The 25053-nt window shown below is 54.1% G+C and carries 28 protein-coding genes and 1 pseudogene; all 29 read right to left on the bottom strand.

The window, feature by feature from the left end; all coding sequences use genetic code 11:
* Positions 1-126: pseudogene (locus NAZ64_RS18645) on the bottom strand (hypothetical protein); the annotation flags it as partial.
* A 97-nt stretch (positions 127-223) separates the two neighbouring features.
* Entirely contained in the window at positions 224-946 is a 723-nt protein-coding gene (locus NAZ64_RS18650; RefSeq protein ID WP_001535809.1) for a GntR family transcriptional regulator, read from the bottom strand.
* Positions 947-1008: 62 nt separating this feature from the next.
* Positions 1009-2049, bottom strand: a complete 1041-nt coding sequence (locus tag NAZ64_RS18655) for an ADP-ribosylglycohydrolase family protein (RefSeq protein WP_000557882.1) — start codon at positions 2047-2049, stop codon at positions 1009-1011.
* A gap of 9 nt (positions 2050-2058) precedes the next feature.
* Positions 2059-3018 carry an aminoimidazole riboside kinase gene (locus NAZ64_RS18660; protein ID WP_220569504.1) on the bottom strand — a complete coding sequence of 320 codons (960 nt, stop codon included), beginning with the start codon at positions 3016-3018 and terminating at the stop codon, positions 2059-2061.
* A gap of 10 nt (positions 3019-3028) precedes the next feature.
* Positions 3029-4363, bottom strand: coding sequence for an MFS transporter (locus NAZ64_RS18665; protein WP_000777316.1), 1335 nt, complete (start codon positions 4361-4363; stop codon positions 3029-3031).
* 264 nt (positions 4364-4627) lie between these two features.
* Positions 4628-5383 carry a CDP-diacylglycerol diphosphatase gene (locus NAZ64_RS18670; protein ID WP_076727684.1) on the bottom strand — a complete coding sequence of 252 codons (756 nt, stop codon included), beginning with the start codon at positions 5381-5383 and terminating at the stop codon, positions 4628-4630.
* A 100-nt stretch (positions 5384-5483) separates the two neighbouring features.
* Complete coding sequence (locus tag NAZ64_RS18675; RefSeq protein WP_000758711.1) at positions 5484-6473, bottom strand: sulfate ABC transporter substrate-binding protein; 990 nt, start codon at positions 6471-6473, stop codon at positions 5484-5486.
* Positions 6474-6676: 203 nt separating this feature from the next.
* Entirely contained in the window at positions 6677-7639 is a 963-nt protein-coding gene (pfkA, locus tag NAZ64_RS18680; RefSeq protein WP_000591793.1) for a 6-phosphofructokinase, read from the bottom strand.
* A 184-nt stretch (positions 7640-7823) separates the two neighbouring features.
* Positions 7824-8726: a CDF family cation-efflux transporter FieF gene (gene fieF, locus NAZ64_RS18685; protein WP_001077321.1), complete on the bottom strand. Its 903-nt coding sequence runs from the start codon at positions 8724-8726 to the stop codon at positions 7824-7826.
* Between the two features lie 842 nt (positions 8727-9568).
* Positions 9569-11293 (bottom strand): hypothetical protein, encoded by a 1725-nt coding sequence (locus NAZ64_RS18690; RefSeq protein ID WP_483641006.1) that lies wholly within the window; start codon positions 11291-11293, stop codon positions 9569-9571.
* Positions 11294-11300: 7 nt separating this feature from the next.
* Positions 11301-11843 carry a baseplate complex protein gene (locus NAZ64_RS18695; RefSeq protein WP_483641007.1) on the bottom strand — a complete coding sequence of 181 codons (543 nt, stop codon included), beginning with the start codon at positions 11841-11843 and terminating at the stop codon, positions 11301-11303.
* On the bottom strand, positions 11815-12537 hold the full coding sequence (locus NAZ64_RS18700) for a hypothetical protein (protein ID WP_001656603.1): 723 nt from the start codon (positions 12535-12537) through the stop codon (positions 11815-11817). The genes NAZ64_RS18695 and NAZ64_RS18700 overlap by 29 nt, the downstream gene beginning before the upstream one ends.
* Positions 12527-13081, bottom strand: a complete 555-nt coding sequence (locus NAZ64_RS18705) for a tail fiber assembly protein (RefSeq protein WP_000122991.1) — start codon at positions 13079-13081, stop codon at positions 12527-12529. The genes NAZ64_RS18700 and NAZ64_RS18705 overlap by 11 nt, the downstream gene beginning before the upstream one ends.
* A 12-nt stretch (positions 13082-13093) precedes the next feature.
* Entirely contained in the window at positions 13094-15199 is a 2106-nt protein-coding gene (locus NAZ64_RS18710; protein WP_483641008.1) for a phage tail-collar fiber domain-containing protein, read from the bottom strand.
* 11 nt (positions 15200-15210) lie between these two features.
* A complete protein-coding gene (locus NAZ64_RS18715; RefSeq protein ID WP_227241328.1) occupies positions 15211-15804 on the bottom strand; it encodes a phage tail protein in 594 nt (197 codons plus the stop codon).
* Positions 15797-16981, bottom strand: coding sequence for a baseplate J/gp47 family protein (locus NAZ64_RS18720; RefSeq protein ID WP_371067244.1), 1185 nt, complete (start codon positions 16979-16981; stop codon positions 15797-15799). The genes NAZ64_RS18715 and NAZ64_RS18720 overlap by 8 nt, the downstream gene beginning before the upstream one ends.
* Positions 16974-17309: a DUF2590 family protein gene (locus NAZ64_RS18725; RefSeq protein ID WP_000102748.1), complete on the bottom strand. Its 336-nt coding sequence runs from the start codon at positions 17307-17309 to the stop codon at positions 16974-16976. Before NAZ64_RS18725 ends, NAZ64_RS18720 begins: the two co-directional genes overlap by 8 nt.
* On the bottom strand, positions 17306-19420 hold the full coding sequence (locus NAZ64_RS18730) for a phage tail tape measure protein (RefSeq protein ID WP_023198659.1): 2115 nt from the start codon (positions 19418-19420) through the stop codon (positions 17306-17308). The genes NAZ64_RS18725 and NAZ64_RS18730 overlap by 4 nt, the downstream gene beginning before the upstream one ends.
* 1 nt (position 19421) lies before the next feature.
* A complete protein-coding gene (locus NAZ64_RS18735; RefSeq protein WP_023198660.1) occupies positions 19422-19601 on the bottom strand; it encodes a DUF6890 family protein in 180 nt (59 codons plus the stop codon).
* A gap of 8 nt (positions 19602-19609) precedes the next feature.
* Positions 19610-19879, bottom strand: a complete 270-nt coding sequence (locus NAZ64_RS18740) for a putative phage tail assembly chaperone (protein WP_000042652.1) — start codon at positions 19877-19879, stop codon at positions 19610-19612.
* A gap of 102 nt (positions 19880-19981) precedes the next feature.
* Positions 19982-20365 carry a hypothetical protein gene (locus NAZ64_RS18745; protein WP_023198661.1) on the bottom strand — a complete coding sequence of 128 codons (384 nt, stop codon included), beginning with the start codon at positions 20363-20365 and terminating at the stop codon, positions 19982-19984.
* Entirely contained in the window at positions 20365-20703 is a 339-nt protein-coding gene (locus NAZ64_RS18750) for a M15 family metallopeptidase (RefSeq protein ID WP_023198662.1), read from the bottom strand. Before NAZ64_RS18750 ends, NAZ64_RS18745 begins: the two co-directional genes overlap by 1 nt.
* Positions 20690-21001, bottom strand: a complete 312-nt coding sequence (locus NAZ64_RS18755; protein ID WP_023198663.1) for a phage holin family protein — start codon at positions 20999-21001, stop codon at positions 20690-20692. The genes NAZ64_RS18750 and NAZ64_RS18755 overlap by 14 nt, the downstream gene beginning before the upstream one ends.
* A gap of 4 nt (positions 21002-21005) precedes the next feature.
* Positions 21006-21461 (bottom strand): phage protein, encoded by a 456-nt coding sequence (locus NAZ64_RS18760; RefSeq protein ID WP_000140062.1) that lies wholly within the window; start codon positions 21459-21461, stop codon positions 21006-21008.
* A gap of 3 nt (positions 21462-21464) precedes the next feature.
* Positions 21465-22607, bottom strand: a complete 1143-nt coding sequence (locus tag NAZ64_RS18765; protein WP_483641009.1) for a DUF2586 domain-containing protein — start codon at positions 22605-22607, stop codon at positions 21465-21467.
* 2 nt (positions 22608-22609) lie between these two features.
* Entirely contained in the window at positions 22610-23308 is a 699-nt protein-coding gene (locus tag NAZ64_RS18770; protein WP_181562457.1) for a phage virion morphogenesis protein, read from the bottom strand.
* Positions 23302-23778 (bottom strand): phage tail protein, encoded by a 477-nt coding sequence (locus NAZ64_RS18775; protein WP_369553617.1) that lies wholly within the window; start codon positions 23776-23778, stop codon positions 23302-23304. The genes NAZ64_RS18770 and NAZ64_RS18775 overlap by 7 nt, the downstream gene beginning before the upstream one ends.
* Positions 23775-24248 carry a head completion/stabilization protein gene (locus NAZ64_RS18780; protein WP_483641010.1) on the bottom strand — a complete coding sequence of 158 codons (474 nt, stop codon included), beginning with the start codon at positions 24246-24248 and terminating at the stop codon, positions 23775-23777. The genes NAZ64_RS18775 and NAZ64_RS18780 overlap by 4 nt, the downstream gene beginning before the upstream one ends.
* A 102-nt stretch (positions 24249-24350) precedes the next feature.
* Positions 24351-25052 carry a phage terminase small subunit gene (gene gpM / locus NAZ64_RS18785; protein ID WP_023198667.1) on the bottom strand — a complete coding sequence of 234 codons (702 nt, stop codon included), beginning with the start codon at positions 25050-25052 and terminating at the stop codon, positions 24351-24353.
* Position 25053 lies beyond the last annotated feature (1 nt).

Genomic DNA, 25053 nt, shown 5'->3' on the forward strand with positions numbered 1-25053 from the left:
CATCGCCACAGCAAAAAATAGCAGTGCGGTCATAAACTCCGGCAGTGGCGAAGTCGCCCAGAGCAAAATGGTGATGCCAACGATGATAGAAGGAAGAAACAGAGGATGGGACAACCAGAGCGACATACCTGTCTCCTGACGATTTTTTCAGCAAGAATACGACGGACAGTAAGGCAGGTAAACGCCAGATATAGTGGGGTTATCGCAGGATTAAGCGGACAGATCAGTGATAATGAATTTCACCAAAGTATTCAGACAGCACGTAATAGCGGCAATACTCAAAAGGACTGTCCTTCCCGGCCTGAAACGTCTGTCTGGCGACGGATAACAGCGGTTTATTGGCGGCGATTTGCAATTTTTCGCACAGGTCAGCGGAAGGTAAAATCGCCTCAACTTTTTCTATCGCCGAGTCGCTTGTGACGTTTAATAACGAATAAAGCGACGTATGCTCCAGCGCCTGCGGTGTGAGTTGCAGATCGGGAAAGAAGCTAAGATCGAGATAGATCTTTTCATGGTTAAACGGACGGTTATTCAGGCAACGAATACGCGAAATATAGAGATAGTGATGCTGTGCGGGCAGGCTCAAGCCGTCTGCCTGAGCGTCGCGCGCGCGGCGCGGCGCGATTTCCAGAATACGGTTCTCAATCGCCACGCTGGCGTCCTGGAGATCGCGGGTAATACCGCGAAACGTGTGCCCGTAGCTCACGCCTTCCGGCACCGAGCACACCACCGAACCACTCCCGCGCTGCGACGAAATAATGCCCGCATTGATTAATTCGCTCCAGGCCTGTTTAACCACAATCAGCGAGACGTTGTAGGCTCTGGCGATCTCTTTTTGCGTCGGCAGTTGACTACCTAAAGGCAGGGATCCATTTTGGATCTGCTGACAGATGATAAAAAATAGTTGCTTATAAAGCGGAGTAAAGCTCGTTTTATCAACCTGCAAGCTGCGCACCTCACGTCTTCGCCAGCAGGGGACGTTTTACCGTCCCCGGCAGGGTGAATTCGCTACCCTGCGATTTGCCTGGCCAGTTCTGCCAAATCGAAATGATTCATACGATCCAAAGTCGTTAAATAATCGGCGGGAAAAGCCTCCACGCCATGGAATGCGCCGGAAATCGCCCCGACCATGGTGGCGACAGTATCAGTATCATTGCCGATATTAACGCCGGAGATAATAGCATCTACGGCAGAATTCGGACAACACGCGAACAGGCCAAAGGCCGCCGGCACCGCTTCACTCACGTGCAGCCCGGAGCCAATAATATCAGCAAGTTCCACCACCGCCGTTTCCCAATGGCGATGACGTTTACCGATATCTACGGCCAGCTCAATGCGTCGGGCAACGGAAGGACCTGCCACCATCATCGCACCTTGCTCCTGCGCCAGCAGATAGCCTCTTTGCGCACCGTAAATACCGGCGGCAATAATGCTGTCTGCGTTGGTCTGCGCTCTTAACGCCTCGCTGGTTGCCGCCGCCATCGCCGCTGCGCCGGACATCGCCAGCACGTTATTATGGGTAAAGCGGCAAATCTGCAGCGCGCAGTCAATCGCCGCGTCAATATCACCCGGATGCAGCACCGCCGCTGGCCAAATCTTCATGGCGGCGCCGTTCGTTGCCTCCGCGTTACCCTTATTAATAATCTGTACCGACTGTTTCTCGCCTTCCAGCTCACCCTGTAAAGAGGCACGGTTATCATTGAATATTGCCTTCATTGCCGCACGCGTCGTCGGGCCGGTAAAGTTGGCGTAGTACGGGTAATCCAGCCACTGCTGAAAAGCCTCGCGCATCGCCTCGTCGCTGACCTGGCGTTGATGGCGCAGCAGCGCGTCCATAATGTACTTCGCCTGAATAAAATCATCCGTGCACATCCCTGCTTCGTTGCAGCGGCCAAACGTGTCCGCAGGCGGTTTTTGAAAGGTCGTCACCCAGCCGCCAAAATAGTCTTTTATTTGCTGCTGGGTGCGTACTTCCGTCGCGGCTCCCATCGCGTCCGCGGCGGCGGCGCCCACCAGGCATCCCAGTATTTTGTTTTGATCAACGTGCATGATGACTCCTTATTTCACGGTCATGGCTTGTGCCAGCGAATGGCTGGAAAGAAAAGTGTTGAGTTGGTCAGGAAACGGTAAAGCGGTCATTGCGCCCTTTGCCGTTACCGCCATGGCGCCGCAGGCGTTGGCATTGCTGATGGCCTCCGCCAGCAGGGCATGGTTCCAGCAATTTGCGCGGGAAAGGGTGAACAGCAGGCCGCCGACAAAAGCATCACCGGCTCCCGTGGTATCAACAACATCGACGCGCGGTGCGGGGAAATGGAATTCCCCCTCGGCGGTAATCAACAGAGCGCCATCGGCCCCCAGCGAAATGATGGTAGTGCCGCAGCCCAGATCGCGCAGGTAATAACGCGCATCCTGCCAGTGACTGGCCCCGCTGAGCTGGCACAGCTCATCTGCCGAGACTTTGCAGATAGAAGCCAACGCGGCGGACCGGGCGATCAGTTCAGGGATTTCATCGGTATTGCGCCACATCTTGCTGCGTAAGTTGACGTCGAATAACACGTAGCCACCGGCTTCTCGCATGCGTCTCGCCCCTTCCAGACATGCTTCGCGAGCGGGACTGTCGGTGAGGCCAATTGAGCTGAAGTAAAACCATTCGTGCTGCCTGAACGGCGGCAGGTCCTGCGGCGAAACGTAGGTATCGGCCCCCGGATGCACCAGATAGGTAAAGCTGCGCTCCCCATCAGCCGTCAGGTTGACGATCAGCACCGCGCTGGTCAGGGCCGGATCCATGCGTAGAAAAGAGACATCCACACCGTTATCCTGAAAAACCTCGCGCAGGAAACGGCCGGCGTCATCGTCGCCAAGACAGCCAATAAAACCGCACTCTCCGCCCAGCCTGGCAACGCATACCCCCACATTCGCCGACGCTCCGCCGGGGCATTTCAGATAGCTGTTCTGTTTTTCCGGCACCAGATCAACGGAAGCATCGCCGATAACCCAAACCTTATTCATGGCCTTCATTTGCGCCTCCTTATGCCTGTTTCTGCGCCAAGGCAAGCTGAATATCACGATAATATTCGTTGTTAATCAGATACTTTTTCATCAGCAGCCCAACCGCAAGGTGGAACAGAGCAGGAATGAGCGTCATCATCAGCGCAATACCGGTGAGCGAACGTGCGGTCTGTTCAACATCGGCCTGATAGCCAAAGTGGCTCAGCAGGAATCCGAGTATCCCGCCCGCGATCCCCATCCCAAACTTCTGGAAGAAGAGGATGCCGCCAAACGCCAACCCGGAAACGCGCAGACCGGTTTTCTTCTCTCCATAATCCACCGCTTCGGCGATAGAGGACCAGAACACCGGCATTTGCATATCGCAGAAGAAATTAATAAGAAAATAGAACGCAAACGCCAGGATAAGATTTTCACGCCCGACGGAGAAATACATCAGCGCGCTCAGGATAAAGGTAATAATCTGGGTGTAGCGGAACATCTTAATTTTGTCCCAGAACTTGGTTATCCAGGTGGTAGCGATCATCGCTAAAATAGAGGCAACGACGCCGGTAGTCAGGAAGGGTGAAATCAGGCTATCTCCGCCGTTCAGATAATACTTGGCGTAATAAGCGGCAACGGAACCGCGAATAACATAACCGCACATCAGCAGCAGAATAACAACGCCGAGAATAATCCACTGATCGTTACGTAACAGATATTTAAACTGTTTCCCCACCGATAGCGAGGTAATTTCCGGCTCGCTGCGTTCACGCGTGGTAAGAAAACAGAAGATAAACAGCAAGGCGCCCATCGCCCCCATCAGCCCCATCGAAAACTGGTAACCCAGCGCCTTGTTGCCCTGCCCCAGCCAGACGGCAAGCATCGGTACGACGATAGTCACCAGGAAAGCGGCAATCTTGGTCATCACAAAACGATAGCCGTTGGCGCTTAACCGTTCGACGGGGTCGCTGGTAATGACGCCAATCATCGAAATATAGGGAATGGTGATCGCGGTATAGACCAGAGTCATCAGAATATAGGTGCCATAGGCCCATGCCAGTTTGGCCATATAAGCCATATCAGGCGTAATAAACATCAAATACACGGCGAAACCAAAAGGAATGGCAAACCACAGCAGCCACGGGCGGTAACGCCCCCAGCGCGTGTTCAGTTTATCGGTCAGAACCCCCATGGCCGGATCGATAATGGCATCAATCATCCGCACAACCACAAACAGTACGCCAACATCAGCGGCGCTCAGGCCGTAGATATCGGTATAGAAATAGGCGAGGAGCAGCTGCATGGCGATAATCACAACGTTTATCGCCATATCTCCCGCGCCGAAGCCGATTTTTTCCACGATAGAAAGTTTCATGTTGATATTCCTTTACGCTTAACAGCGCAAATCTGGTGAACAATTAATGATGTCACTACATGAAATAAAAACGTTTTTATATATAAGCCATCCACCCGACAATCTATGGAGGCTATGAAGAGAGTGTAACTAACCATCAAAAGATATAAAGGTATACCTTTATATCTTTTGATCGGTTTCACATATTTTTATAGACACGACCTTACCCCGGTTTTAAACCGGGATAAGAATCAATAAGATAATGAGCAGGGGGTGTAACGAAAATCAGCGGGAAGACAAAATGGCGCAACTATGGTCCTGAATTTCTTCCGCCGATGCGCGATTGAAGGTCAGTAAATTACGCTCGGTCGCCAGCAGGACAAAAGAGCCATCGCTTTGGCGTACCACCGCCAGCGCATAGCGTCCCATATGATCGCGCGCTTCCGGCACCTCTTCCGCCAGCATCATAAACGGACTACGCTGCGCCAGTTCGCTCTCGGTTACCCGGCGCGCCAGGTATTCATGCCCCATCAGGTCGCCCGGTAGCGGAAGCCAGCGAGTGCTGATACGCGTGAGATCGTTATCCAGTTGTTCCCGAACGTCAGGACGGATGCAAGAAATATGGATATGCAAATGGTCCTGTGAACGACCAAGCCGCGAATTAATCGCCAGCGAGACCGCGCTATCCGGAATATCATGCCCGTATTTTTTACTCATATAGCCGCGAGCCTGCCAGGCCAGCCAGAAAAAGTTGGGCGTAGCGGGTTCCAGCAATAGCGGGCTTTCTGTACCGTTGATACGGTAGGTGGGCATCAATAAATATTGCAACGGACCGTGACGATCTTTAAAGACGACATAGCCGGCGCGAGGTTTGACTTCCGCGCAAGGCGCTGGGTTTTGATGCTGTAACTGATCGGGCAGGCATTGTTCAAGCACGATTTCCCGTAATGCATCAGGGTTGCCGGAAAATTTCCAGTAACCGACGCCCGCCGCGGCGACAACCACTATCACCGCCAGTAAAAAGTAACCTGTTTTTTTCATGTTATGCGTTCCCTGTGACCCATAGACGGGGAAGAGTAACGCAAAATTGTGGCAAAGAAAAAACCCGGTAACATAATACGTTACCGGGTTTATAAACGGTTTAGCGTTTGCTGATTTGGTCGAACGTACCACCATTAGCGAAGTGATCTTTTTGCGCCTTCGCCCAGCCGCCAAACACCTCGTCAATGGTGAATAGCTTCAGCTTCGGAAACGCATCGTCGTATTTTTTCGCCACGTCAGCATCGCGCGGACGGTAGAAGTTTTTCGCTGCTATCTCCTGCCCTTCCGGCGAGTAGAGATACTTGAGATAGGCTTCCGCTACCGCTTTGGTGTCTTTCTTTTCCACCACTTTGTCGACTACGGAAACGGTCGGCTCTGCGAGAATAGATTCACTCGGGGTCACTATCTCGAATTTATCTTTACCCAGTTCGTTCGTCGCCAGCAGCGCTTCATTTTCCCAGGCGATCAGCACATCACCGATACCGCGTTCAACGAAAGTATTGGTTGAGCCACGCGCACCGGAGTCCAGCACTTCAACGTTTTTAAACAGGGCTTTGACAAAGTCCTGCGCTTTGGCCTGATCGTTATTGTTGTGGTGCAGGGCGTAGCCCCATGCCGCCAGATAGTTCCAGCGTGCGCCGCCAGAGCTTTTCGGGTTTGGCGTAATAACGGACACGCCCGGTTTAATCAGATCGTTCCAGTCATGAATTTGTTTTGGATTGCCTTTACGGACCAGGAAAACGATGGTGGAGGTGTAAGGTGCTGAGTTATCCGGCAGACGCTTAATCCAGTTTTTATCGATACGACCACGTTCCGCAATAGCGTCCACATCGTAAGCCAGCGCCAGCGTCACGACATCGGCTTCAATGCCGTTAATAACGGAAGTCGCCTGTTTACCCGAACCGCCGTGCGATTGGCGGATCACGACGTTGTCGCCGGTTTCCTGCTTCCAGTGCGCGCTAAACGCTTTGTTGTACTGCTCGTACAGCTCACGCGTTGGATCATACGATACGTTAAGTAACTGAATATCCTTTGCCAGAATGCTGGTTGACGCCAGCAATAATGTGAACCCCACGCCCCACTTTTTCATCGCCCGACTCGCTTATGTTGTGTTGTGATGAGCAAAGCGTGCCAGAAAGAGATCCAAACATTAAAGAATAAAAAAAGATTGGCTATAACTTCGAGGAATAAATCTGAGGGATTGCCGGATGGCGGCTAGCGCCTAATCCGGCCTACACGTTTCTGCAACCTGTAGGCCTGATAAGCGTAGCGCCATCAGGCGCGCAAAAACAATCAGTACAGTTTTTTCGCGCACTCCATCCAGTCGCTTTTGAACGGACGCTTCATGTTTTCAATCGCATCGATGATGTCATGATGAACAAGCTGCTCGTTCTGGATACCGACACAACGACCGCCATGGCCTTCCAGCAGCAGGTCAATAGCATACGCGCCCATACGGGAAGCCAGAATGCGATCGTAAGGTACCGGGGAACCACCGCGCTGAATGTGGCCGAGCACCGTCGCACGCGTTTCACGGCCCGTTTCTTTTTCAATAAAGTGCGCCAGTTCGTCAACATCGCACATATGTTCGGTGATAGCGACGATAGCGTGTTTTTTCCCTTTCGCGATCCCGGCTTTGATTTCCGCCACCAGATCCTCGCGATTAAATTCAACTTCCGGCACCACGATAAACTCACAGCCGCCAGCAATAGCCGCCGCCAACGTCAGGTCGCCGCAATAACGGCCCATCACCTCAACGATAGAGATACGCTGGTGAGAAGAGGAGGTGTCACGCAGACGGTCAATCGCTTCCACTACAGTGCCGAGAGCAGTGAAATAGCCGATAGTGTAGTCGGTGCCTTTGATGTCGTTATCGATAGTGCCTGGCAGACCGATGCACGGGAAGCCCATTTCAGTCAGACGTTTTGCACCCATATAAGAACCGTCGCCGCCAATAACTACCAGCGCATCGATACCGCGTTTTTTCAGGTTTTCGATCGCGACAGCGCGAATATTTTCGTCACGGAATTCCGGGAAACGGGCAGAACCGAGGAAAGTACCGCCACGGTTGATCATGTCAGATACGCTGTAACGGTCAAGCTGCACCATACGATCTTCATACAGGCCCAGATAGCCGTCATAAATGCCCATGACTTCCAGCCCTTCCGTCAACGCTGCGCGCACAACACCGCGGATTGCCGCGTTCATGCCCGGCGCATCACCGCCGCTTGTCAACACACCGATTTTCTTAATCATGACTACCTCTGAACTTTGGAATGCAAAATGAAATCTATTGCCGGAAGCCGATTTCGCACTTCGAAACGATCCAACGAATATACAGATAGTATAACAATCCCTTCCTGCTGAATTGATTCAGGTCAGGCCAAATGGCGGTAATTTATACACAAAATGCTGGCCTGGCTCACTTTTTAACAATCAATTATACAAGCTCGAACTTCCTGCCTTCCCTGGGGACGACTGAACAGGGATCCTGATGAATAATGACATCTGAACCCGGAAAACGCCGCAAAATCGCCTGCTCTACCTGGTCAGCCACAAAATGCGCCTGAACGAGCGGCAGATTATCTTCCATTTCCAAATGAATCTGAATAAAGCGAGTCGGCCCTGACTGCCGCGTGCGGAGATCGTGCGCGCCGCTGACTCCCGGCCATGACGTCACGATATCAATAATTTCCTGTCGTTCCGCATCGGGCAGCGCGCGATCCAATAATGACTGCACCGCCTCATACCCCATACGTAACGCGCTATACAAAATATAGATGCCGATACCTAACGCAAACAGGGCATCCGCACGATGCCAACCGTACCAGGATAACCCAAGCGCGATAAGAATCGCTCCGTTCATCATAACATCAGACTGATAATGAAGCATATCCGCCCGTACCGCCTGACTTTGGGTCTTGCGTACCACCCAGCGCTGAAACGTGACCAGTATAATAGTGCATATCAGAGCGATGACGGTAACGCCAATCCCCACGCCGGGGTCGTTCATTGGCGTCGGCTTAATCAGATTCTGGATACTGGTCAAAAACAGAAACAACGCCGAACCGGAAATAAACATACTTTGCGCCAGTGCCGCCAGCGACTCCGCTTTACCGTGCCCAAACGTATGTTCATCATCTGCGGGTTGCAGCGAATAACGCACGACCAACAAATTCGTCAATGACGCGGCAATATCCACCAGCGAGTCCACCAACGCCGCCAGAATACTCACCGATCCCGTATACCACCACGCAAAAATTTTGATCAAAAGTAACGCTGATGCCATCGCCGTTGCCGCGATAGCCGCCCGGCTAACCAGCCGTCCATAGGTTTGATTCATAAATACTCCCGCTATCTTCTGCCGGTAGTATAACGGATGGTTTAAAACAGTAAGCTAATAACAGAATGACAAACTGGAGATAAAAAAAACCCCACATCATGTGGGGGAAGACAGGGATGGTGTTATTTTTTATCGATTAACTAATTGAATAAAAAGTATTTTATTTATTTACCGTCCACCAAACGTCCACATCGACCACACCAAAGCCCCTCAATTGAGGGGCTTTTTACTGGTGAGTAAGGCCAACTGTCCGGATAGTTAGCCTTACTATCCTTGACTTTCCGCCTGACCCGTAGCGTGCAAATTTGCTGCAATATGTCAGATCCTTTTTTATTTGGTTGCGCAGCGTTTTGCAAAACTCAGAAATTAGGCAACACGCCGCCATCCCGCGCCCCGCAAGGCATCTCGCATTTTCTGCTGAAATTTTACAGACCAACGACGACCATATTTGATCGTGACAGAATCTAAAACGATCCTTTCAAAAACATGATGTTATCCAATTAGTTAGCATCAGCCAGCACCGCGAATTTTGCAAAGTACTGCAAAATCTTGCGCAGTGTGCAAAAGCGGCCAGACTACAAAACCCCAGCAGTGTCGCAGGCTGGCGGGGTGCTTTGCTCAAAATTTCTTTTGCAAAATTTTTTAGATCCAAATAGCGCAGGCGGGTGCGGTGTAGCGCCGTTTCCGTCCTGGATCCGCTTCCGTCTGCCTGCTGTCGCTTACGCTGTGGGCCGCTGTTGAACGAACGAAAGAAAGGCCGCACGGTGGCGGCCTTTAATATTTGCGCCTGCTGTGGCGCGTTCTGTGGTGTCTGGTTAGGTGTGCGGTTATGCCGCTTTTTGTCAGGCTATCAGGGGACCGTATTTGCTTTTCAATTTGTCGGTTTTAGTGGCCGTTGCGCTGAACTGCGCAGCCTGCCCGCTGGCCCCCGTATTGGGGTGAGTATGTGACGCGGCAGTCTCTGCCAGTTCCCTCACCACGTCCAAGGTGTCGGTGAGTAGTGTCAGGACGTTAATCTCTTCGCTTCCCAGTTTTACCACCGGGGCAATCAGCTGTTGCGCCTGGGCCACGCTTCGGCGGATGCCGCTGATTTTTTCAGTCAGTGCGCCGCTGACGTTTGACGTGACATTCCCTTTAACGTCGTCTGTAACATTGCCCGCGACGTCCCGTTTCACGTTCCGGCCAACACTGACGGAATTGTCCTTGCTGCAGGTTACTGTCAGGTTGCCGGATGTGCCGACGCTGTAATCCCCCTCGCTGATATGAACGACCGCCCCAGCCAGAAGTGTGGCCGTGCCAAGCACGGTTGTTTTATCCGTTGCCTGGACCGTAGTTTCACGGACAACCACTTTGCGGATCTCTTCGTCGGTGGTGACTTCGCGAATCATGGAGTTTTCGCGGATTGTCTGGTCTGTCTGGCGTTCCCAGTCTCCGGCAACCGTCACGCGCTGAGATACACCATCGCGCTGTTGCTGCAACTGCTCGCCGGGTTTAACTGCTGGCAGGTTATGACCCTCCGCCATAATCTGGCGCACAAATGGCTTATCCTGCCGCCCCTCCGCGAATCCTACTTCAACCAGCGTGCCAGGGGGCGGAAACTGAAACATTCCCGACTCACTGCCCGCCATTGGCACAGGTAGTGGAACGGCAGAATAAACCGGCGTATTTGCGGCGGGCTTGCCGTCTTCGTCAAGCAGCTGGAGATCCACGGCATAGCGCGGGCGGAATGGATCGGCAATATTTCCCCGTGAAACATCCTCGCTTGGTGCTTCCACCCTGGCGAACTTTGGAAGATGCAGGCCGCTTGCCAGCTCCGGGAATGCGTTTTCAATCTGCCGCTGAATCGGTGATTTTTGCAACGGCTGGCCGTTGGCTTTGTTGCGGGGCTGCCAGGTGATTGCCATATCGTCGTTATTTAGCCGGACCTGGTTCAACCGCTGGCCGTTCACCTCAGCACCAGGGCGCAGGCTCTGAATCATCGGCACAACCATTGAATTGCCGCCTGCCGATGCCTGGCTAAATTCGTGCGGGATCTCTACTGGTTTACCCGCAAAAAGACTATGCTCCGCAGCGCCGACGAAGACATCCCCGTCCGGCAACTGATACCAAAGATAATCCGTCACTGTAAATGCGCGGCCCAGACTGGCAAGAAGCTGATAGCCCGTGCCGCTATGCGTAAAGTGGGGGATCGGTTTATCTGCATAAGCAGCGCCGACCGGCGTTGTGACGGTCAGCCCGCTTTGCTCACTTATCCAGTCAGTAATCTGGCGAAGCGTTGGATGCTGGAAAGAACACGGCCACAATTTATCAAAGATGCCGACAAGCTCACGCACGAACAGCCGGCATGTTCCATTATCAGCAGGCTGTGACCGTTCGACATACCCGGTAAACCAGCGCAGGACCAGACCATCATAGCCAACATCGATCCGCACCATTTTGCCGGTGTAATCTGTCTCTGTCCCCGCCGTAATAAACCCCCGACCGCACGCGTTCAGCTCCAGCACGATATTGCAGTCAATCAGATGGACCGGATCAGAGGAAAGGTACAGGCGTTTAATTGGTTTCATCGTTTAATTACCCCAGCGCATCGTTGACCGGCTTTAAGACCTTTTTTTCAAACCAGCTCATTTTGTCGGCTGGCTCATCAGCACCGGCAGCCGAACCCGTGCCCTTTGACCCCGTTTGCTTGGTGCTGGCCGTCGCGTTACCTTTTCGGGCCTGCCGTTTTTCCGGGACGCTGCCTTTTTCACGCAGGGTGAAACTTACCTGCCAGGCAAGACGATCCTCCTGCGGTACGGCATCAATCTGACCGGTGAACGTGGCTTCACGAAGGTTAATTGCCGTTGCCGTCGCATTGGCGACGCGGTACTTTTTCAGTGCTCCGCTGGCTTCGGTTGCGGATGCCAACTGGAAAAGCCGCTGTAAAACGGCTTCGTCGTCGAATGTCACCAGACCCGACACACGCAACTCTTTGGCCTTGATACCCTGTTCAGCATTGGCCGTACTCGATGTCTGGCCCGACTGGTCCTTTTCCTGAAACTGCATGGAAGGTGAAACCAGCATGTTTTGCATGGCGATCCCTTCACCATCAAGCGCGAGTAATGCGGTCTGGCTCATGTAGCATCTTCCCTAAGTCAGATAACGAATCCCCGATAAACATCATCGCGGCGGTATGCACTGCCGTTGTTTGCGGGATGCCTTTCAGCAATTCAGCGGCAGCAACGGCATAACTCCCGCTGTAACTGAATGAAAAAATATTCGCACTGGCGGCTTTCAAGTCTTCCAGTCCCTGGCTGAGTGAGGACAGCAAACCGGCCCGTTCCTGAATAAATCCCGTAACCTGATTTTTTAGATCTGTTGTGGTGGTACTGACTGCGGCGGCCAGCTGCGCGGCGGCAACACGCTGGGCATTCAGCGCCAGCCGGTTGGTTGAGACTGATAACGGCGCACTGGCTGGCAATACATCGTCTTTAACCGGCAACTGCATTTTTACCGTGCTGAGTTCTGCGGCGGCTGCGGCCATGCGGCTTACCTGCGTAAATACCGGGGCCGGAAATACGGTGGACAGTTTATTCAGGCCCTGCATAAAAGCGTCGTGGGTATTCTCCGCCACCATCATGACAATGACATCACCGCTACCGCCACCGGATAACAGCTTTTTAGCAAGATATCCCATCGCATTGGCCGGACTAAGATAACCGCCTGAATCCGTATTCTGTCCCAGACCGTAAACCCAGGGATGTGCGGGCACAATGGAACAGGCCAGCGCCCCCATATCGTCAGCAATCTTTACAACCGATTCACGCCACATCAGGCACCTCCGGCCAGTCAGGGGAAGCTGTATCCACACGGTTAACCATTACGCTGTAGAGTTCCCATGCTTCAAGCCGTTTAATCTCTTCATCTGTGGCAATTTTTAGTTTTACTGCCCGCGCCAGTGGTGCAATGGCTGATTCAGCCTCAGCAAGGCGGCGAACTTTTTCAGCTTCCGCCTTTTTACGCAGCTCTTCCGGCGAATAAACCCGTTGAACGACTTTACTGTCTTTAAACTGCCAGCCGCCTGAAATATCAGCGCGACGGTTTTCATCCGTATCAGGTAGCTCCGCCACGCTCTGGCCAGCAGGCCATAAACCGGAAATATCGCGCGTAATACACGTAATAACATCGTTATCGTCGTAGGTAATTTTCAGCGTGTCTGCTGAAAATAATTGCTGGCATGCATACCAGTCCTGACCATCCTCTGATTGTAGATGCGCCGCACCGGCGAATAATGTGTCGTCTGGTTCCGGTGTATACGGAATGAAATTTTTAATATTTAAAAACTGCTTGTTCTTTTTATTTTTTGCCGCTGTCATAATTATTCCTTCTTATACACTTGGGGCTGTCACCCACGTATCACCAACCAGATACTGAATGGGACGGTAATAAACCTTGTCATCACCACCTTCCATTTCCCAGCTACCGTCAGTATGGAACCCCGTCACCACCTGTCCGCCGCCAAGCTGAAAATCACGCCACAGACCGCCAGAAAGCGCCACGGGGCCAAGTCTGACCGCTTTTACTACATTGTTGTGAATCCAGGTACTTAACCAGCCATTTCCCCATACCGAACCAAAGATATCACCGTTATTCTGATAAATAGCGCCACCTATATTTAACGCGTTACAGTAGACGATACCGTTAACAGTAAATGAAATACTTCCGTCCGTATTTCGTTGACTGTATAAATGCCATCCCTGTTCATCGCTCAGCTCAATGACTGTTGGACGTTCTCCACCTCCCCACAGACTTAAACCAGCATTCAGTGCAGAATTGTTACCACTCGATAACGTCAGTGTTTTTCCGTTGCCGGCACGCACGACACCAGTAGCGCGAATATCTGCCAGCATGTGCAGCCCGGAATTGTCGATATAACCGACCTGGGCATTATTGGCATAAATACCCAGAACGCCGTCACTGTGCCACTTAAACCCTGTATCGTTATCGCCGAATACAATCGAATTACCGCCCAGTGCATTGTCAGTACCAATACCTAAAGCCCCATTAATCCGCCCCCCGGTAATCGGCAATGCACCCACATCACCGGCTGAAGGTTTATTTGCGGTGTTGTAGTCAATAACCCACGGGCGGCTGGTATTCGGTACCGTTCCCCAGTCCTGGCGCTTTGCGTTCGCGCCCATATGCGCGTAATAGTGCTGAAACCAGACTTCCCCGATTTTCTCAACAAACATATATCCGTAGCTGTACAGCTTGCTGCCATCCGGATAGGTCGGAAAATCAGCGACCGTATCAGAATTCGACACCGCCACCCGCCACCATCCTGGAGTATTAGCTGATGCCATCGTGCCGTTATCGGTAATCTGTCCAATGGCATCGGCGGAAATAGCCTTCACATCTGACGCCCACAGGGTGATATCCCCGGATAATGGATGCCCATTGACCTTACGGTCTGACGGGACACGCCCGTTCGCATTATCCATAGCCGCTTTAACCGCTTTCGGCGTTGCGGCCAGTGATTCCGACTCACTGTTCGTATCACTGCTTAACTGCACAAACCCTTTTTCGCGGGTTGTGGCGTCCGGATGATTACGGGATTGTTCATGTTTTCTCAGCGCATCGCTGGCCTGCTGCTCATTCAGCGTCCCTTTCGGGCGTAAATCCGTAATATTGCCGTTTTCATCAATACCCGCCATTGCAAACACATAATGCTGTACGCCGTTCTGCACATAATCCGCCAGGTTGTCAGCGACCGTAATGCGGGACTGCACACCCCACGCGCTGGTAAGCGTTCCTGTCCAGCATACATCCAGCCAGACTTTGACCGGCCTGGTTGTCACGGTAATATTCAGGTTTTCTGCAAGCGTTGTGCGCAGCCCTGCCACATAGCCGGTACCTTTGGTCACATAAAACTGATTCCCGCTTTTCCCGACCAGATAGCCGTCACCAAAAAACGCCGCCGCCCCTAAGATGTCGATATTTTCCAGGCGCTGGCGCTCGTCCATTGCCGCCAGACGGGCAGTAAAATCAATCTGCCATGTTTCTGCCGGGGTGGTAATTTCCGTTGCTTCCCTGGCTCCGCTGTATTCCATCAACATGGAACGGACCAGAACGTTTCCCTGCTGGCCGTTCGCATTTTTGATTTTACGCTGGGTCGGGGCATGAATAATCATCGCAAGTGTACCGGTGGCTTTATTTGCCAGTCCGATCCAGTTGAAATCAAAATCGCCCACATCCGCCCCCAGGGTGACGGAATAAACGACAGAATTTTCATTCACAACGCCGGATTTGCTCACTGCCTGACGATAAACAATTTTATCCGCTGCGGGCGTTGTCTCGGTATTATCAATCGGCTTATCAGCATCCAGCCCCGGAATATACGCGAAAATAAATTCATCCAGCGTGACGGGCTGATTATTAATTGCCTGCTGGGCTTTCCATTCTGAAAATACTTTTGTAATAACAGCCTGTGACATAGGTCTTTCCTCTACTTCAAACTTGCGCTGTACGTTGCTTCGGACAGGTTATTCACATCGCCCAGGGTGGCAGGCCAGCAAATATATTCCCCCTGATACCAGCCAATATTGATATTCAGCGGCAGGGTGGCGATCACTTCAAACTGGTAACGGCGGCATGTGCGCCCGTATTTGCGGATGACTTCCAGCAGGAGATCTCCATTTTCCGCAATCTGGCTGTTTGTCACACGAACAACAATCACGTCCCAGTCGAGTCCGTCCTGCCGCTCCAGTAATTCAACGTAACCAATCTCCAGTCGCTCAAAAATGGCAATAAATCCCGCCACCTCTCCGGCCTGCTGCGCATTGATAAATGCGTAATTCACCCGTTTGCGGAAGATGTCGAGCGGCTCCCCCTTAAACCGATCGATGTCGCGTTCCCAGGCAATCAGGTTTAACAGCGGTTCGGGGCAGACCAGCGGGTCAAATTGCTTTAACGGCCAGGTTACCCACCCGTACACCTGCGACCAGAACTTCACGCAGGCCCGCAGCAGCCTTGCGGGGTCGCCTTTGTTCAGCCACGACGGCAATTTCAGACCGGCAAGCAACTTCGAAAACTCAGTCATTTTCAATCTCCACCGTTAACCCTGACAGGCGCGGGACCGACAGTTCGCTGACAATATCCGTCAGTGAAAAATGCAGTGAGTCGACAACCGGAAAAGCCTTGTGGATCTCGCGGCCCAGATTCGAAAAGGAATAGCGCGAATAGGGCTGCGTCTTTTTAACGTCGTAATTGGAGTTCTCGCGAAACGCGCAACGAATCAGGTCGGTAATACCGGTTTTTAACGCGCTCAGGTCTTCCGCTTCCATGTTTTCCACGCTCTTGACGTAGACCGTAACCGCCAGGGTGTGGCTGGTTTCCGGCATGGCATAACACTGCAGATCATCACCGTGTCCGTGGTGGCCCTGGGTATTCACATAATCGTTAACCGCATCAATAAAGGGCTGTGATATTTCGCCGCTGTCCAGCAACAGGTAAGCATTTGCCGTACCTGGCCCACGCGGGGCATCGTGCAAAAAGTAAATGCGATCAACGCTCAGGCCCAGTACGCTGGCAATCATGCTGCGGTAGATAGCGTCAGAATGGTAATTCCCCACCAGATTAAACTGGTTGCGGGTGCGGTCGCGCAGCTCGTCGTCGCTTTCCTCGTTAGCCCCTGGCGTAATCAGCCATTCGTCCTCATTGACCGCACTGGCGATCCCGGCCACCGCAACAGGTAAGATCCGGTAATAGCCGGGCGCAAGGTTATAGCCGCTGCCGGTGCCGGTCGCCGTGACGGGAACCAGCCCGCTTTCAACCCCGGCAGGCAGCGTCACGTCTTCATTCACGGCCAGTACGTAAACCACGCCGTTAATGCGCTCTGTTTGCACCAGGGTTCCGGCTGGCACGACGACCACATCCGCCGCGTTCAGCTTGTAGAATCGCAGCACGCCAGCGGCAGCGCTGGCCGGTTTAGGCACAATATGGACCGCCCAGGCCAGCAGGCGCAGCATGGGACCGGTGGCCGTCGCAACAAACATATTGCGCAGGACCACATCGATCAGCGCCGCACGCAGCCATAACACCGGCGTGGTGACAATCTTCGAAATCAGTCGCCAGAAAGGTGACATTCTCGACGTATTTGTGACGAACCCTTCCGCCTGCACGGTGGCTTTAAACGCTGCCGTAATTTCGGCCTCTGTCGCGGGCATCCCGCTGTCATTCAGTACCTTTTCAAAATCAACGTCGGGTTTCTCAGTCATAGTTAACCTCTGTACTGACAGGGCCGAAATCGTAGGTTTCCGCCGTGATATACAACCGCGAAAGGGTTTCTTCGGTGATCACTATGGTGCCGGGGACCAGACGTTCGTCGCTTTCCACCAGTAAGGACAGTTGCGTCAGCACGTCACCGCGCATTGTCGGGCTGCGTTCACCGATCAGGCGGGTGGTGATACCGCTTTCCAGAATGCTGTGAATAATGTCCTGGGTGATGCTGTCGCGGTTATCGCAACGGCGCGGCTCGTTGCCGCTGTCCAGCGTGAAATCACCGTCAGTGATCAAAAGGTCGATGTATAACGGTTCGGTACTCATCCTGCGTTAAGCTCCTGCCATTCAGCCAGCTGGGCCGGGGTGATTCCATTGGGGGCGTTGATGTAGGTATCGCCCCACGATTTACGGTTATCCACGGCGGTTTTGCTGTCGGTTTTAACCTGACTCATCAGGCCGCCGCGTGGGATGTCTGCATTAATTCGGTTCCCCGTCAGCACGGACGGGCTGTTCAGCTTCGACGAACCTGCAGCACTGTCAGGAATGACCGCGTTTGCCGGAACGGCAGCCGCTGCCGGTGGCGAAACGGTTTTCAGGTCGATATTGACGCCGGGGATCTTGTTTAACTTCTCAACAATCCAGTTATAGGTAGACGCAAAGGTATTTTTGAGGACGTCAAAAAGTTTGCTGAATACCCCGCCGATGGTCTGTGCGAACCCTTCAAAGGTGGCGAGCGGGGAAAGACCAGCAAAGAAATCAACCACCACGGCCCAGCCGTCAGTGATGGATTGCCAGACCTGCGCAAACACCTGGCCCACCTGTTCAGCGACGGACATCACCCAGGCAAAAGCCGCCGTATCCATGATCGCTGCCGCCAGTTCTTCCCAGTGGGTGACGACATACCAGACCCCCACGGCCAGAAGCGCCAGTCCGGCAATAATCAGGGTGATCGGACTCATCAGGAATTGCATTGCAGCCCCGGCAAACATGGTCGCCGCACCGTAAACCCGCATGGCAATGGCCCCGGCCTTTAACGCGATATTCCATGCAGCAAGCGCGATGCGGCAGACACCCGTCCACAGCGCCAGTAATTTTGACTGGATCCACAATGCGGCCAGACCAATGCGGGTTGTCAGCAGGGACGGACGCAACAGGTTGAGCGTCCATAACAGGAGTTTCCATGCACCGCCCAGCACCTTAGTGATTGCGGCCAGCCCCGTCATGGTGAAGCCAAAGACCCCCATCACGATATTGACCGCCGCCCCGGCCAGCCCGAAGGACAGCACGCCCAGGGTGATGTAACCCAGCCAGCGGGCAATATTCGGGAACATATCAAGCCAGCGGGCAAATTTTGCCCCCACGTCGGCAATACGGTTCATCAGCGGCGACAGGATAGGGATCAGCGTGTTACCAATCGCCACGCGAATGGCAAAGAATGTCGCTTTGATACGCTCCCACGGCTCGGCCATTCGTTCGGCCATTTCCTGGGCGCGTTTCATCCCGTCATTTCGGCCCAGCTCGGTAATGCTGCGGTTTAATTTATCCTGCTGGCCGTAAAGCTTTTTGATAACGTCAGCACCGCCACCGAACGCGGCGTCCAGCGCCTGCTGTGCCTTGACGTTCCCTTCAATGCTCTGCCCGTATTTGCTCTGGAGTTTTTGCAGAATGTCACCCATCGGCAGCATTTTGCCGGTGGCATCGACAAAGCTCATACCCAGCTTTTCAGCGGCAGCCGGGGCGCTGCGTAAAAACTGCTCGTAGATCCCGCTGGCCTCAGTACCCAGCGTGCGCGAAAGCGTACCCAGGACGGCGAACTGTTCATCCAGGCTGACGCCAAAGTCAGCACCGGCGCTTTTCGTCCCCTCGATAAGCTCCTGCATGGTCTGCATTTTCACGCCGAAGTTTTGCACCATGTACGCCGTTTTTCCTGCCAGTTCTTCGGCAAAACGCACATGGCCCAGACTGGACAACTCCGCGTTGAAACGTGACGCCATTGCGCCGATGTATTCGCCCGCCTCTTCGCCGCTGGCCTTGACGCCTGCCGCCAGGGTATTGGCCGCGATGGTGACGCGGGGCAGGTCCATATCGGACAGGCCCGCCATTGCGCCTTTCATCGCGTAACTTGACCGGACCACATCAACGGCCCCTTTGCCGTAGCGCATACTGAATCGCATGGCTTCGCCGGACAGACGTTTCAGCGCATCCTCTGCCACGCCTTTGGAACCCACTTCTGCAAGTGCGGCGTTCATCTCATACGCCGGACCCACCACGCCCGCGATGGACTGTGCCACGCCCCAGACAGCCGCCGCACCGATCCCGATTTTTGTAAAAGACGCCTGCGATTTTTCAGCAAAGCCGGACAGCGAAGACTGGGCCGTCTTTAACGGCCGCGTCAGCTTGTCAATCAGGCTCAGGGTAAAATCCAGGTGGCTCATATCAGTTTCCGTTAAATGCGATGGCTATCCCTTCCGCCGTCTTGCTGGCGCGGGTCTGGGCGAAATACTCGTCCAGCCACAGGGCGCGGGCGATGCTTTCTTCGTCGTCGGCTTCGTGCGGGAGGTAGTAGCGGCGCAGGGCAAGGTATTGCTCCAGGGCATTTGTGCGAATGGCCGCCACCCGCGCCGTCAGTTTTTTACTTCGATCTCAAGTTTTGGGGAGTAAATCTCGTTAACCTTCTCGACGATCTGCATTTCGCAACCCGGATAATCTTCCATCAGCTTGTTAAGCGCCTCTTTACACTCGGCATCAACAATGCGGCCCAGATACGTCACCATAGGGGCAACCTTATTGGTCATGGTCATTTCGTTAAGCAGGTTGTTAAACGCGGTTTTATTCGGCTCAAAGCTCAGATTTACGCCCGCCACGGTCATGGCGATTTTTTTCGGTTTACTCATTGTGCTAATTCCTTACGTTGTCGAATGATGCCCACCAGGGCGTTATGTCGGGCGGCGCAGTCGGTATACATCTGCCGGTAGGCTGTCAGCGCCGCGTCAAAGTCATTTCCGGTCGGTCCGGCCAGACGTGGCAACGTGACCGGGCAAAGTGTCAGCTGGTTTTCCTGATAATTTTCGTTCGGCTTGATCTGCACTTTCGTTGAACAACCGGACGTAATCATCAGAAGCACAAACATTGCTAAAAACCGGTTTAATGGTTTCCGTGCGGATAACCCGTTCCGTGTGAATTTCATTGGCCCTCAGCTCCGCGAGTTTTGCTTCCAGCGCTTCACCAGACTGTTGCGTCACCTCAACAACAATCTGGCGCGTTTGTTCTGCCGCTTCACTGGCAGCGAGTTTCAGCTTTGCGTCGTGCCAGTCATGCGCCTGCCAGCCCGCTGACATTGCAGCGACCAGAATCAGCAAAAGACCCAGCAAATTGCGCATCAGCGAACCCCGTTATGCTCAAGACTGAAATGGTTCCCGTCCGGCTTACTGAAACGGCCCCCCCACGATCCGCCGATAGATTCCCAGTATTCGCCCAGGGGGCGATAGGCGGCGCTGTTGGTCTGGTACTCGCCATTAACAAACAGGTTAAAATCCACCGCCAGGCGCTGGGTATGCAGGCTGTTAGCAATGCCGCTCCCTTTTTTTGCGTTAAGCGCGGCCTGTTCTGGCGTGCGGTACGCTTCGCCAAACGTCAGGCGATAGCCCTTTTCTTCGGCAAAATGAATCAGGTTGGCGATCATCACCGTGAAAAGTTGCTGTTTTTCACTCAGTTTCATTGCGCTTGTTCCCCCATCGCTTGATATACATGTCCAGGCAGCGCTTTAACCCCGCCTCAATAAACGCGCTTCCCAGAATGCCCAGGGCGCAGGCCAGCCCAATGACGACCAGTTCCGGCATATCGGGGAATTTCAGCAGCGGGATTGCGGCCAGCGGTGCGACCGCAGATCCCAGAATCATCCGCCCGACCAGCAGGCGGGTTGTGATTCGCTCATTGCTGACCATCAGTTGCCCCAGGCCAATCACGGCCCCGATAAGCAACAGCTTTTCAAGTAGTGACGTTTCTCCGTTCATCATCGTGTCAGCCTTTCAAATCGCGAGTGTCGCGGGCTGACAGGTACGGCACGCCGTCAATCGCGACAAAGTCCGGGCTTGTCACCATGAATTTAATTTTCTTCGTGGTTTTGCTGGCCTCGTTGGGGTTGATGTTGACGATGTCGGACAGCGTTGGAACGCAGCCAAACACCTCGATTTTTTCTTCGTCGTCCCCGGCGTTGGCGTAGAACAAAAAGTCCTTTGCCGGAATGGCCCGCCAGGAACCTGCGGCGCGGGCCACAGCGGTAAACTTTTTAAAGTTCTGGGAATCAACTTCGACTTCCACATCCGCCGAAACGGACCCTTTCGTGTGGCCGTTAGGGATGCCACGCGACTGCGCAACGGCGCTGTTGTCCGTAATGGTGACGGTGGCGTTTTCGACGTGAATCATGATGCTGTCGTAGTTCACATCGAACGATCCACCGCTGATACGTTCAGTCATTGATTAGCTCTCCAGTGAGGTGTCCAGTTCGATGCTGACGCCGATTTCTTTCGCGCTCTCATACGGTCGAACCACAAGGTAAATCTGTACCGCTTCGCTACTGGTCCAGGTGATGGTGATATCACCGTCCTTTGGTGGCTTCACTTCGCCCGGAAATTCGACGCCATTGATCTGGGTTGAAATCGCCATTTCACGCAGCGGCTTGCCGAAATAGGTTTCATGCGCGGCGATGCTGCCCGGTGTGCTGTTCAGCGAACGATCGGCAATTTTAGGGATTGCACGCAAACGGACACGGCGGGAGGCTTTATCAACCACGCGCACGTTTTCAATCACCTGATAATCACCGCCTTCAACGTCCAGGGTGCGACCGTCAGCCCAGTAGATGCCGTCATAATCGTGATACCACATCGGCACGCTGTAGCGGTTCGCCTGCAAAGACTGCAACACGGCCAGATCAATTTCTGCGCCCGTCCCGTCCACCGGCAGGCCATCGCGCCCCAGCGCGGTGACTGCGCCGGTTGCAACGCGGGCGGGGCTGTCTGCCACCGTCACCGAACGGTTACACAAGCGACCGACCAGGACGCCGGGTTCGTTACCCCACAGACGCGGTACCAGTTGCACCCCAGGCGATACAATACCGTCCTGGAGTCCCGCCAGGCGCGTCACATAGTCGCTCCACGCTTCGTCCTTTTCCGGCCCACCCACAGCAAGGGCAAACCAGATAAAACGCCCGAAACTGGCCTGTAAGGTGACGCGCATTTCCGTTGCACGGTTGATGGTGCCCTTGTCGGTGGTATCAAAAGCCAGGACAACCCCTTCCACGGATGCCACGCTCTGGGCCTGTTTAACCGCGTTCATCCAGTCTTCGTCTGGTTTGTAGCCCTCGGCGCCATTGTCTGGCTCTGCCAGCACATGCACGTAAGCAAACCAGTTCTGACCGGCGTTATTGGCCGCTGCGGCCACCATATTTTTTAACGGGCTGTCTTTGTCTCCCAGGGCTTTATCCAGATCGCTGCCGGTATTCAGCGACTGGGTTTTCCCGATGTTAGTGTCGCCGTAACCCACAAAGAGGATGACGCGCTCGACGTCGTTCGTTGTGCCGTTGAAGCGGTTTTTCTGACTGACGTTGACTGTAGGCCAGGTCATTTTTACCCCCTGATTTGCTGCGCGTTGACGTCCCAGCCGAAGCCGATTGCCTGCATTTGCCGCGCAATAATTTGGTTAAATTCGTCGTTGCTCACCCCCAGAAAAACGCGCCCCGGAATATCAATGGTCCATGTGCGCTTTGAGGGTGTGCCTTTCAGTTTTCGAATCAGTAATCCCGCCTGGGCCATGCTCATGGTTTCCATGATTTGCTTGCTGGACGGCTTAACCCAGCGCTTGCCCTTGCGGGTTTTGTAGCCCAGCGCCCGCAGGCGCTTGGCCTGTCTCGGTAGCGCGGGCTTGTCAGCCTGCGGCTTGCGCGGGGCGTTACTGGCTTTCATCTGGATCCTTGCGCCGTCCTGCTGGACCGCACCGACCAGACCAGCCGCAATGGGCTTCGTCCCGTTCCGGTAGTTCCCGCCCTTGAGGTAAATTCTTACCCCCTGAATCTCCGGCATTTCACGCACGGCCAGTAATTTGGGCAGACCTTTTAACATCTTCCCTTTGCCACGCTTGCGCGGTTCCCATGGCGTACCGTCCGGGGCCGCCTGCTGGCGCTGGTGACGTTTTGCCGCTGCGACAATGCCCAGCTTTGCAATACGCCATAAAAGGCGCTGGCGCTTACGCGGAGGAAGGTCAGCTTTTGCCAGCGTTTCCCGCATTTGCTTTAGCTGTTGCTGGTTCAGCTCCCCACGAATCACGATGCGTCACCGCGCTGGACAATAAATTCCAGTTGCGACGCCTCCCAGATTTCGGGGTCCACGATTTCCCAGCGCTTGCCTTTGTAAGGGATCGGGCCGTTTTCCGCTTCACGCAGAACCAGCGGATCAACCAGCGGGATGACCACATCCAGAATGCATGACCCTTCGTCGTCGAACTCAGGGTCCACTTTTGGATCGTCCAGCCTCAGCTCGTCGCGCAGCTCGTTGGCGAACTCATCCACCCAGGCCAGCACCAGGGCATAAATCAGCCCCGGCGAATACTTGCGAAACGGGAAGTTGTCCCACGACAGACGACCGGTATAAGTCAGCACCCCGATCCGGCGCTGGTTGTTTCCCAGCGCTTTGGCGTTGCGTGCCAGCTCGCAATCTTCCATCGCACTGGAAAACATCTGCATGGCATCAGGTGGCAGATTTGCCGTAATAAACGCCGTCAGGCTTTCAAGCTGGCTCATATCAGATGCACCCCAACGCGTGGTTGTCGCAGAATGTTTCGCATCACATTGGCCGCCTCGGCCAGCAGGCTGGCGCGGGTGTCCTGGCTTTCCTGCCCCGGATGCGATTCACGCCGCCCGATGGTGGCGAATTCCCCCAGTAAATCGGCCTTTGCGCGGGCATAGACCGCTTTTTTGTACTGGGCTGTTAACTGGGTTTCGTTGCCCATCTTTGCACCCGGTACATCTGCGGCCCGCTCGCAGGCTTTCGCGCTCCAATACGTCACCACGTCGGCCAGCGCGTCGTTTACCTCCGCAATGGCGGCCAGCAGGGCCACGCCTGCCGTTTCTGGCGGCAGGTCAGCGGGCAGCGTGCGCACCTTCTGAAACTCGGCCAGATCCAGATCGGGCCAGAACGCCACGCCGTTGGTGATCGCTGTTGGCGTCACCGTCACCGGCTTGCCGCTGATACTGAAACTTGGGCCACTCATTGGCGTACCTCGGTTTTGCAATAGAAACGGGCTAACGGGTTCCACGGCCAACAACCGCATGGTTGATGCCTCCCCCGCGCCCGTCCCGGCTGGCGGGAGTCGTTAAAGCTGGGTCAGGCCGTTAATCCGGGCGCGGATTTTTTCGCGCATGGTCTTAACTCCGGCGTTTTTGTTGTACGCCGCCGCCTGGGCCAGCAGGGCGTCGGCCTGCTCCAGCGTATTCACATCATCCACGGCAGTGGCACGCGGCTGGCCCTTCTCGTCGCGCAGCAGGTAAAGACCGGCGAACTTGAACCACTTCGCGTTAATGTCTTCGTGCAAACGCCACTTTTCGCGGATGTTTTCAAACGTGCGGCTGAAATAGGGTTCGATGCTGTGACCGGCTTCCGCCTGCATGATCGCCCACTCCAGCACCGTGTCGGCCACAAAGGCTGGCAGGTTGCTTTTGAAGTTTTCCGGCGTGGCCTGGTTCTCACTGATAGCCACGTCAGCCCAGTCCAGCGCCTTGCCCATTTCCCCCGTATCGAACAGCCAGATCACGCAGTAAACCAGGGCCGGATTGGCAAAGCGGGCATCACCGGCAAGATATGTCTCAACGGTCGGCATCCAGCGCGGCAAAAGGACATCGCGCTTCATGTCCATGCGTTCTGCACGCGTCAGACTACGAAGCCGTTCAACATCCTTTTTCAGCTCCAGCATTTGAATGTGAAAGCTGACCGGCGATGCCGTCAGGGCTTCGCACTTATCCAGTGCCTTTGCGGCTTTCACGCGTGCTCGGTGTCGCTGACACGGGGTCATAGCCATT

The sequence above is a fragment of the Salmonella sp. A1325 genome, assembly GCF_056991255.1.

Excerpts from the sequence above, each read along its gene's own strand:
- NAZ64_RS18715 (WP_227241328.1), bottom strand. The coding sequence starts at position 15,804 with ATGACTGAGTTTTCGAAGTTGCTTGCCGGTCTGAAATTGCCGTCGTGG.
- NAZ64_RS18705 (WP_000122991.1), bottom strand. The coding sequence starts at position 13,081 with ATGACAGCGGCAAAAAATAAAAAGAACAAGCAGTTTTTAAATATTAAA.
- NAZ64_RS18730 (WP_023198659.1), bottom strand. The coding sequence starts at position 19,420 with ATGAGCCACCTGGATTTTACCCTGAGCCTGATTGACAAGCTGACGCGG.
- NAZ64_RS18720 (WP_371067244.1), bottom strand. The coding sequence starts at position 16,981 with ATGACTGAGAAACCCGACGTTGATTTTGAAAAGGTACTGAATGACAGC.
- pfkA (WP_000591793.1), bottom strand. The coding sequence starts at position 7,639 with ATGATTAAGAAAATCGGTGTGTTGACAAGCGGCGGTGATGCGCCGGGC.
- NAZ64_RS18775 (WP_369553617.1), bottom strand. The coding sequence starts at position 23,778 with ATGAGCCAGCTTGAAAGCCTGACGGCGTTTATTACGGCAAATCTGCCA.
- NAZ64_RS18660 (WP_220569504.1), bottom strand. The coding sequence starts at position 3,018 with ATGAAGGCCATGAATAAGGTTTGGGTTATCGGCGATGCTTCCGTTGAT.
- NAZ64_RS18780 (WP_483641010.1), bottom strand. The coding sequence starts at position 24,248 with ATGAGTGGCCCAAGTTTCAGTATCAGCGGCAAGCCGGTGACGGTGACG.
- NAZ64_RS18700 (WP_001656603.1), bottom strand. The coding sequence starts at position 12,537 with ATGTGGCGTGAATCGGTTGTAAAGATTGCTGACGATATGGGGGCGCTG.
- NAZ64_RS18740 (WP_000042652.1), bottom strand. The coding sequence starts at position 19,879 with ATGAGTAAACCGAAAAAAATCGCCATGACCGTGGCGGGCGTAAATCTG.
- NAZ64_RS18670 (WP_076727684.1), bottom strand. The coding sequence starts at position 5,383 with ATGAAAAAAACAGGTTACTTTTTACTGGCGGTGATAGTGGTTGTCGCC.
- NAZ64_RS18655 (WP_000557882.1), bottom strand. The coding sequence starts at position 2,049 with ATGCACGTTGATCAAAACAAAATACTGGGATGCCTGGTGGGCGCCGCC.
- NAZ64_RS18710 (WP_483641008.1), bottom strand. The coding sequence starts at position 15,199 with ATGTCACAGGCTGTTATTACAAAAGTATTTTCAGAATGGAAAGCCCAG.
- NAZ64_RS18750 (WP_023198662.1), bottom strand. The coding sequence starts at position 20,703 with ATGAAACTGAGTGAAAAACAGCAACTTTTCACGGTGATGATCGCCAAC.
- NAZ64_RS18695 (WP_483641007.1), bottom strand. The coding sequence starts at position 11,843 with ATGAGCCAGACCGCATTACTCGCGCTTGATGGTGAAGGGATCGCCATG.
- NAZ64_RS18675 (WP_000758711.1), bottom strand. The coding sequence starts at position 6,473 with ATGAAAAAGTGGGGCGTGGGGTTCACATTATTGCTGGCGTCAACCAGC.
- NAZ64_RS18745 (WP_023198661.1), bottom strand. The coding sequence starts at position 20,365 with ATGCGCAATTTGCTGGGTCTTTTGCTGATTCTGGTCGCTGCAATGTCA.
- NAZ64_RS18725 (WP_000102748.1), bottom strand. The coding sequence starts at position 17,309 with ATGAGTACCGAACCGTTATACATCGACCTTTTGATCACTGACGGTGAT.
- NAZ64_RS18760 (WP_000140062.1), bottom strand. The coding sequence starts at position 21,461 with ATGACTGAACGTATCAGCGGTGGATCGTTCGATGTGAACTACGACAGC.
- fieF (WP_001077321.1), bottom strand. The coding sequence starts at position 8,726 with ATGAATCAAACCTATGGACGGCTGGTTAGCCGGGCGGCTATCGCGGCA.
- NAZ64_RS18765 (WP_483641009.1), bottom strand. The coding sequence starts at position 22,607 with ATGACCTGGCCTACAGTCAACGTCAGTCAGAAAAACCGCTTCAACGGC.
- NAZ64_RS18755 (WP_023198663.1), bottom strand. The coding sequence starts at position 21,001 with ATGATGAACGGAGAAACGTCACTACTTGAAAAGCTGTTGCTTATCGGG.
- gpM (WP_023198667.1), bottom strand. The coding sequence starts at position 25,052 with ATGGCTATGACCCCGTGTCAGCGACACCGAGCACGCGTGAAAGCCGCA.
- NAZ64_RS18690 (WP_483641006.1), bottom strand. The coding sequence starts at position 11,293 with ATGAAACCAATTAAACGCCTGTACCTTTCCTCTGATCCGGTCCATCTG.
- NAZ64_RS18665 (WP_000777316.1), bottom strand. The coding sequence starts at position 4,363 with ATGAAACTTTCTATCGTGGAAAAAATCGGCTTCGGCGCGGGAGATATG.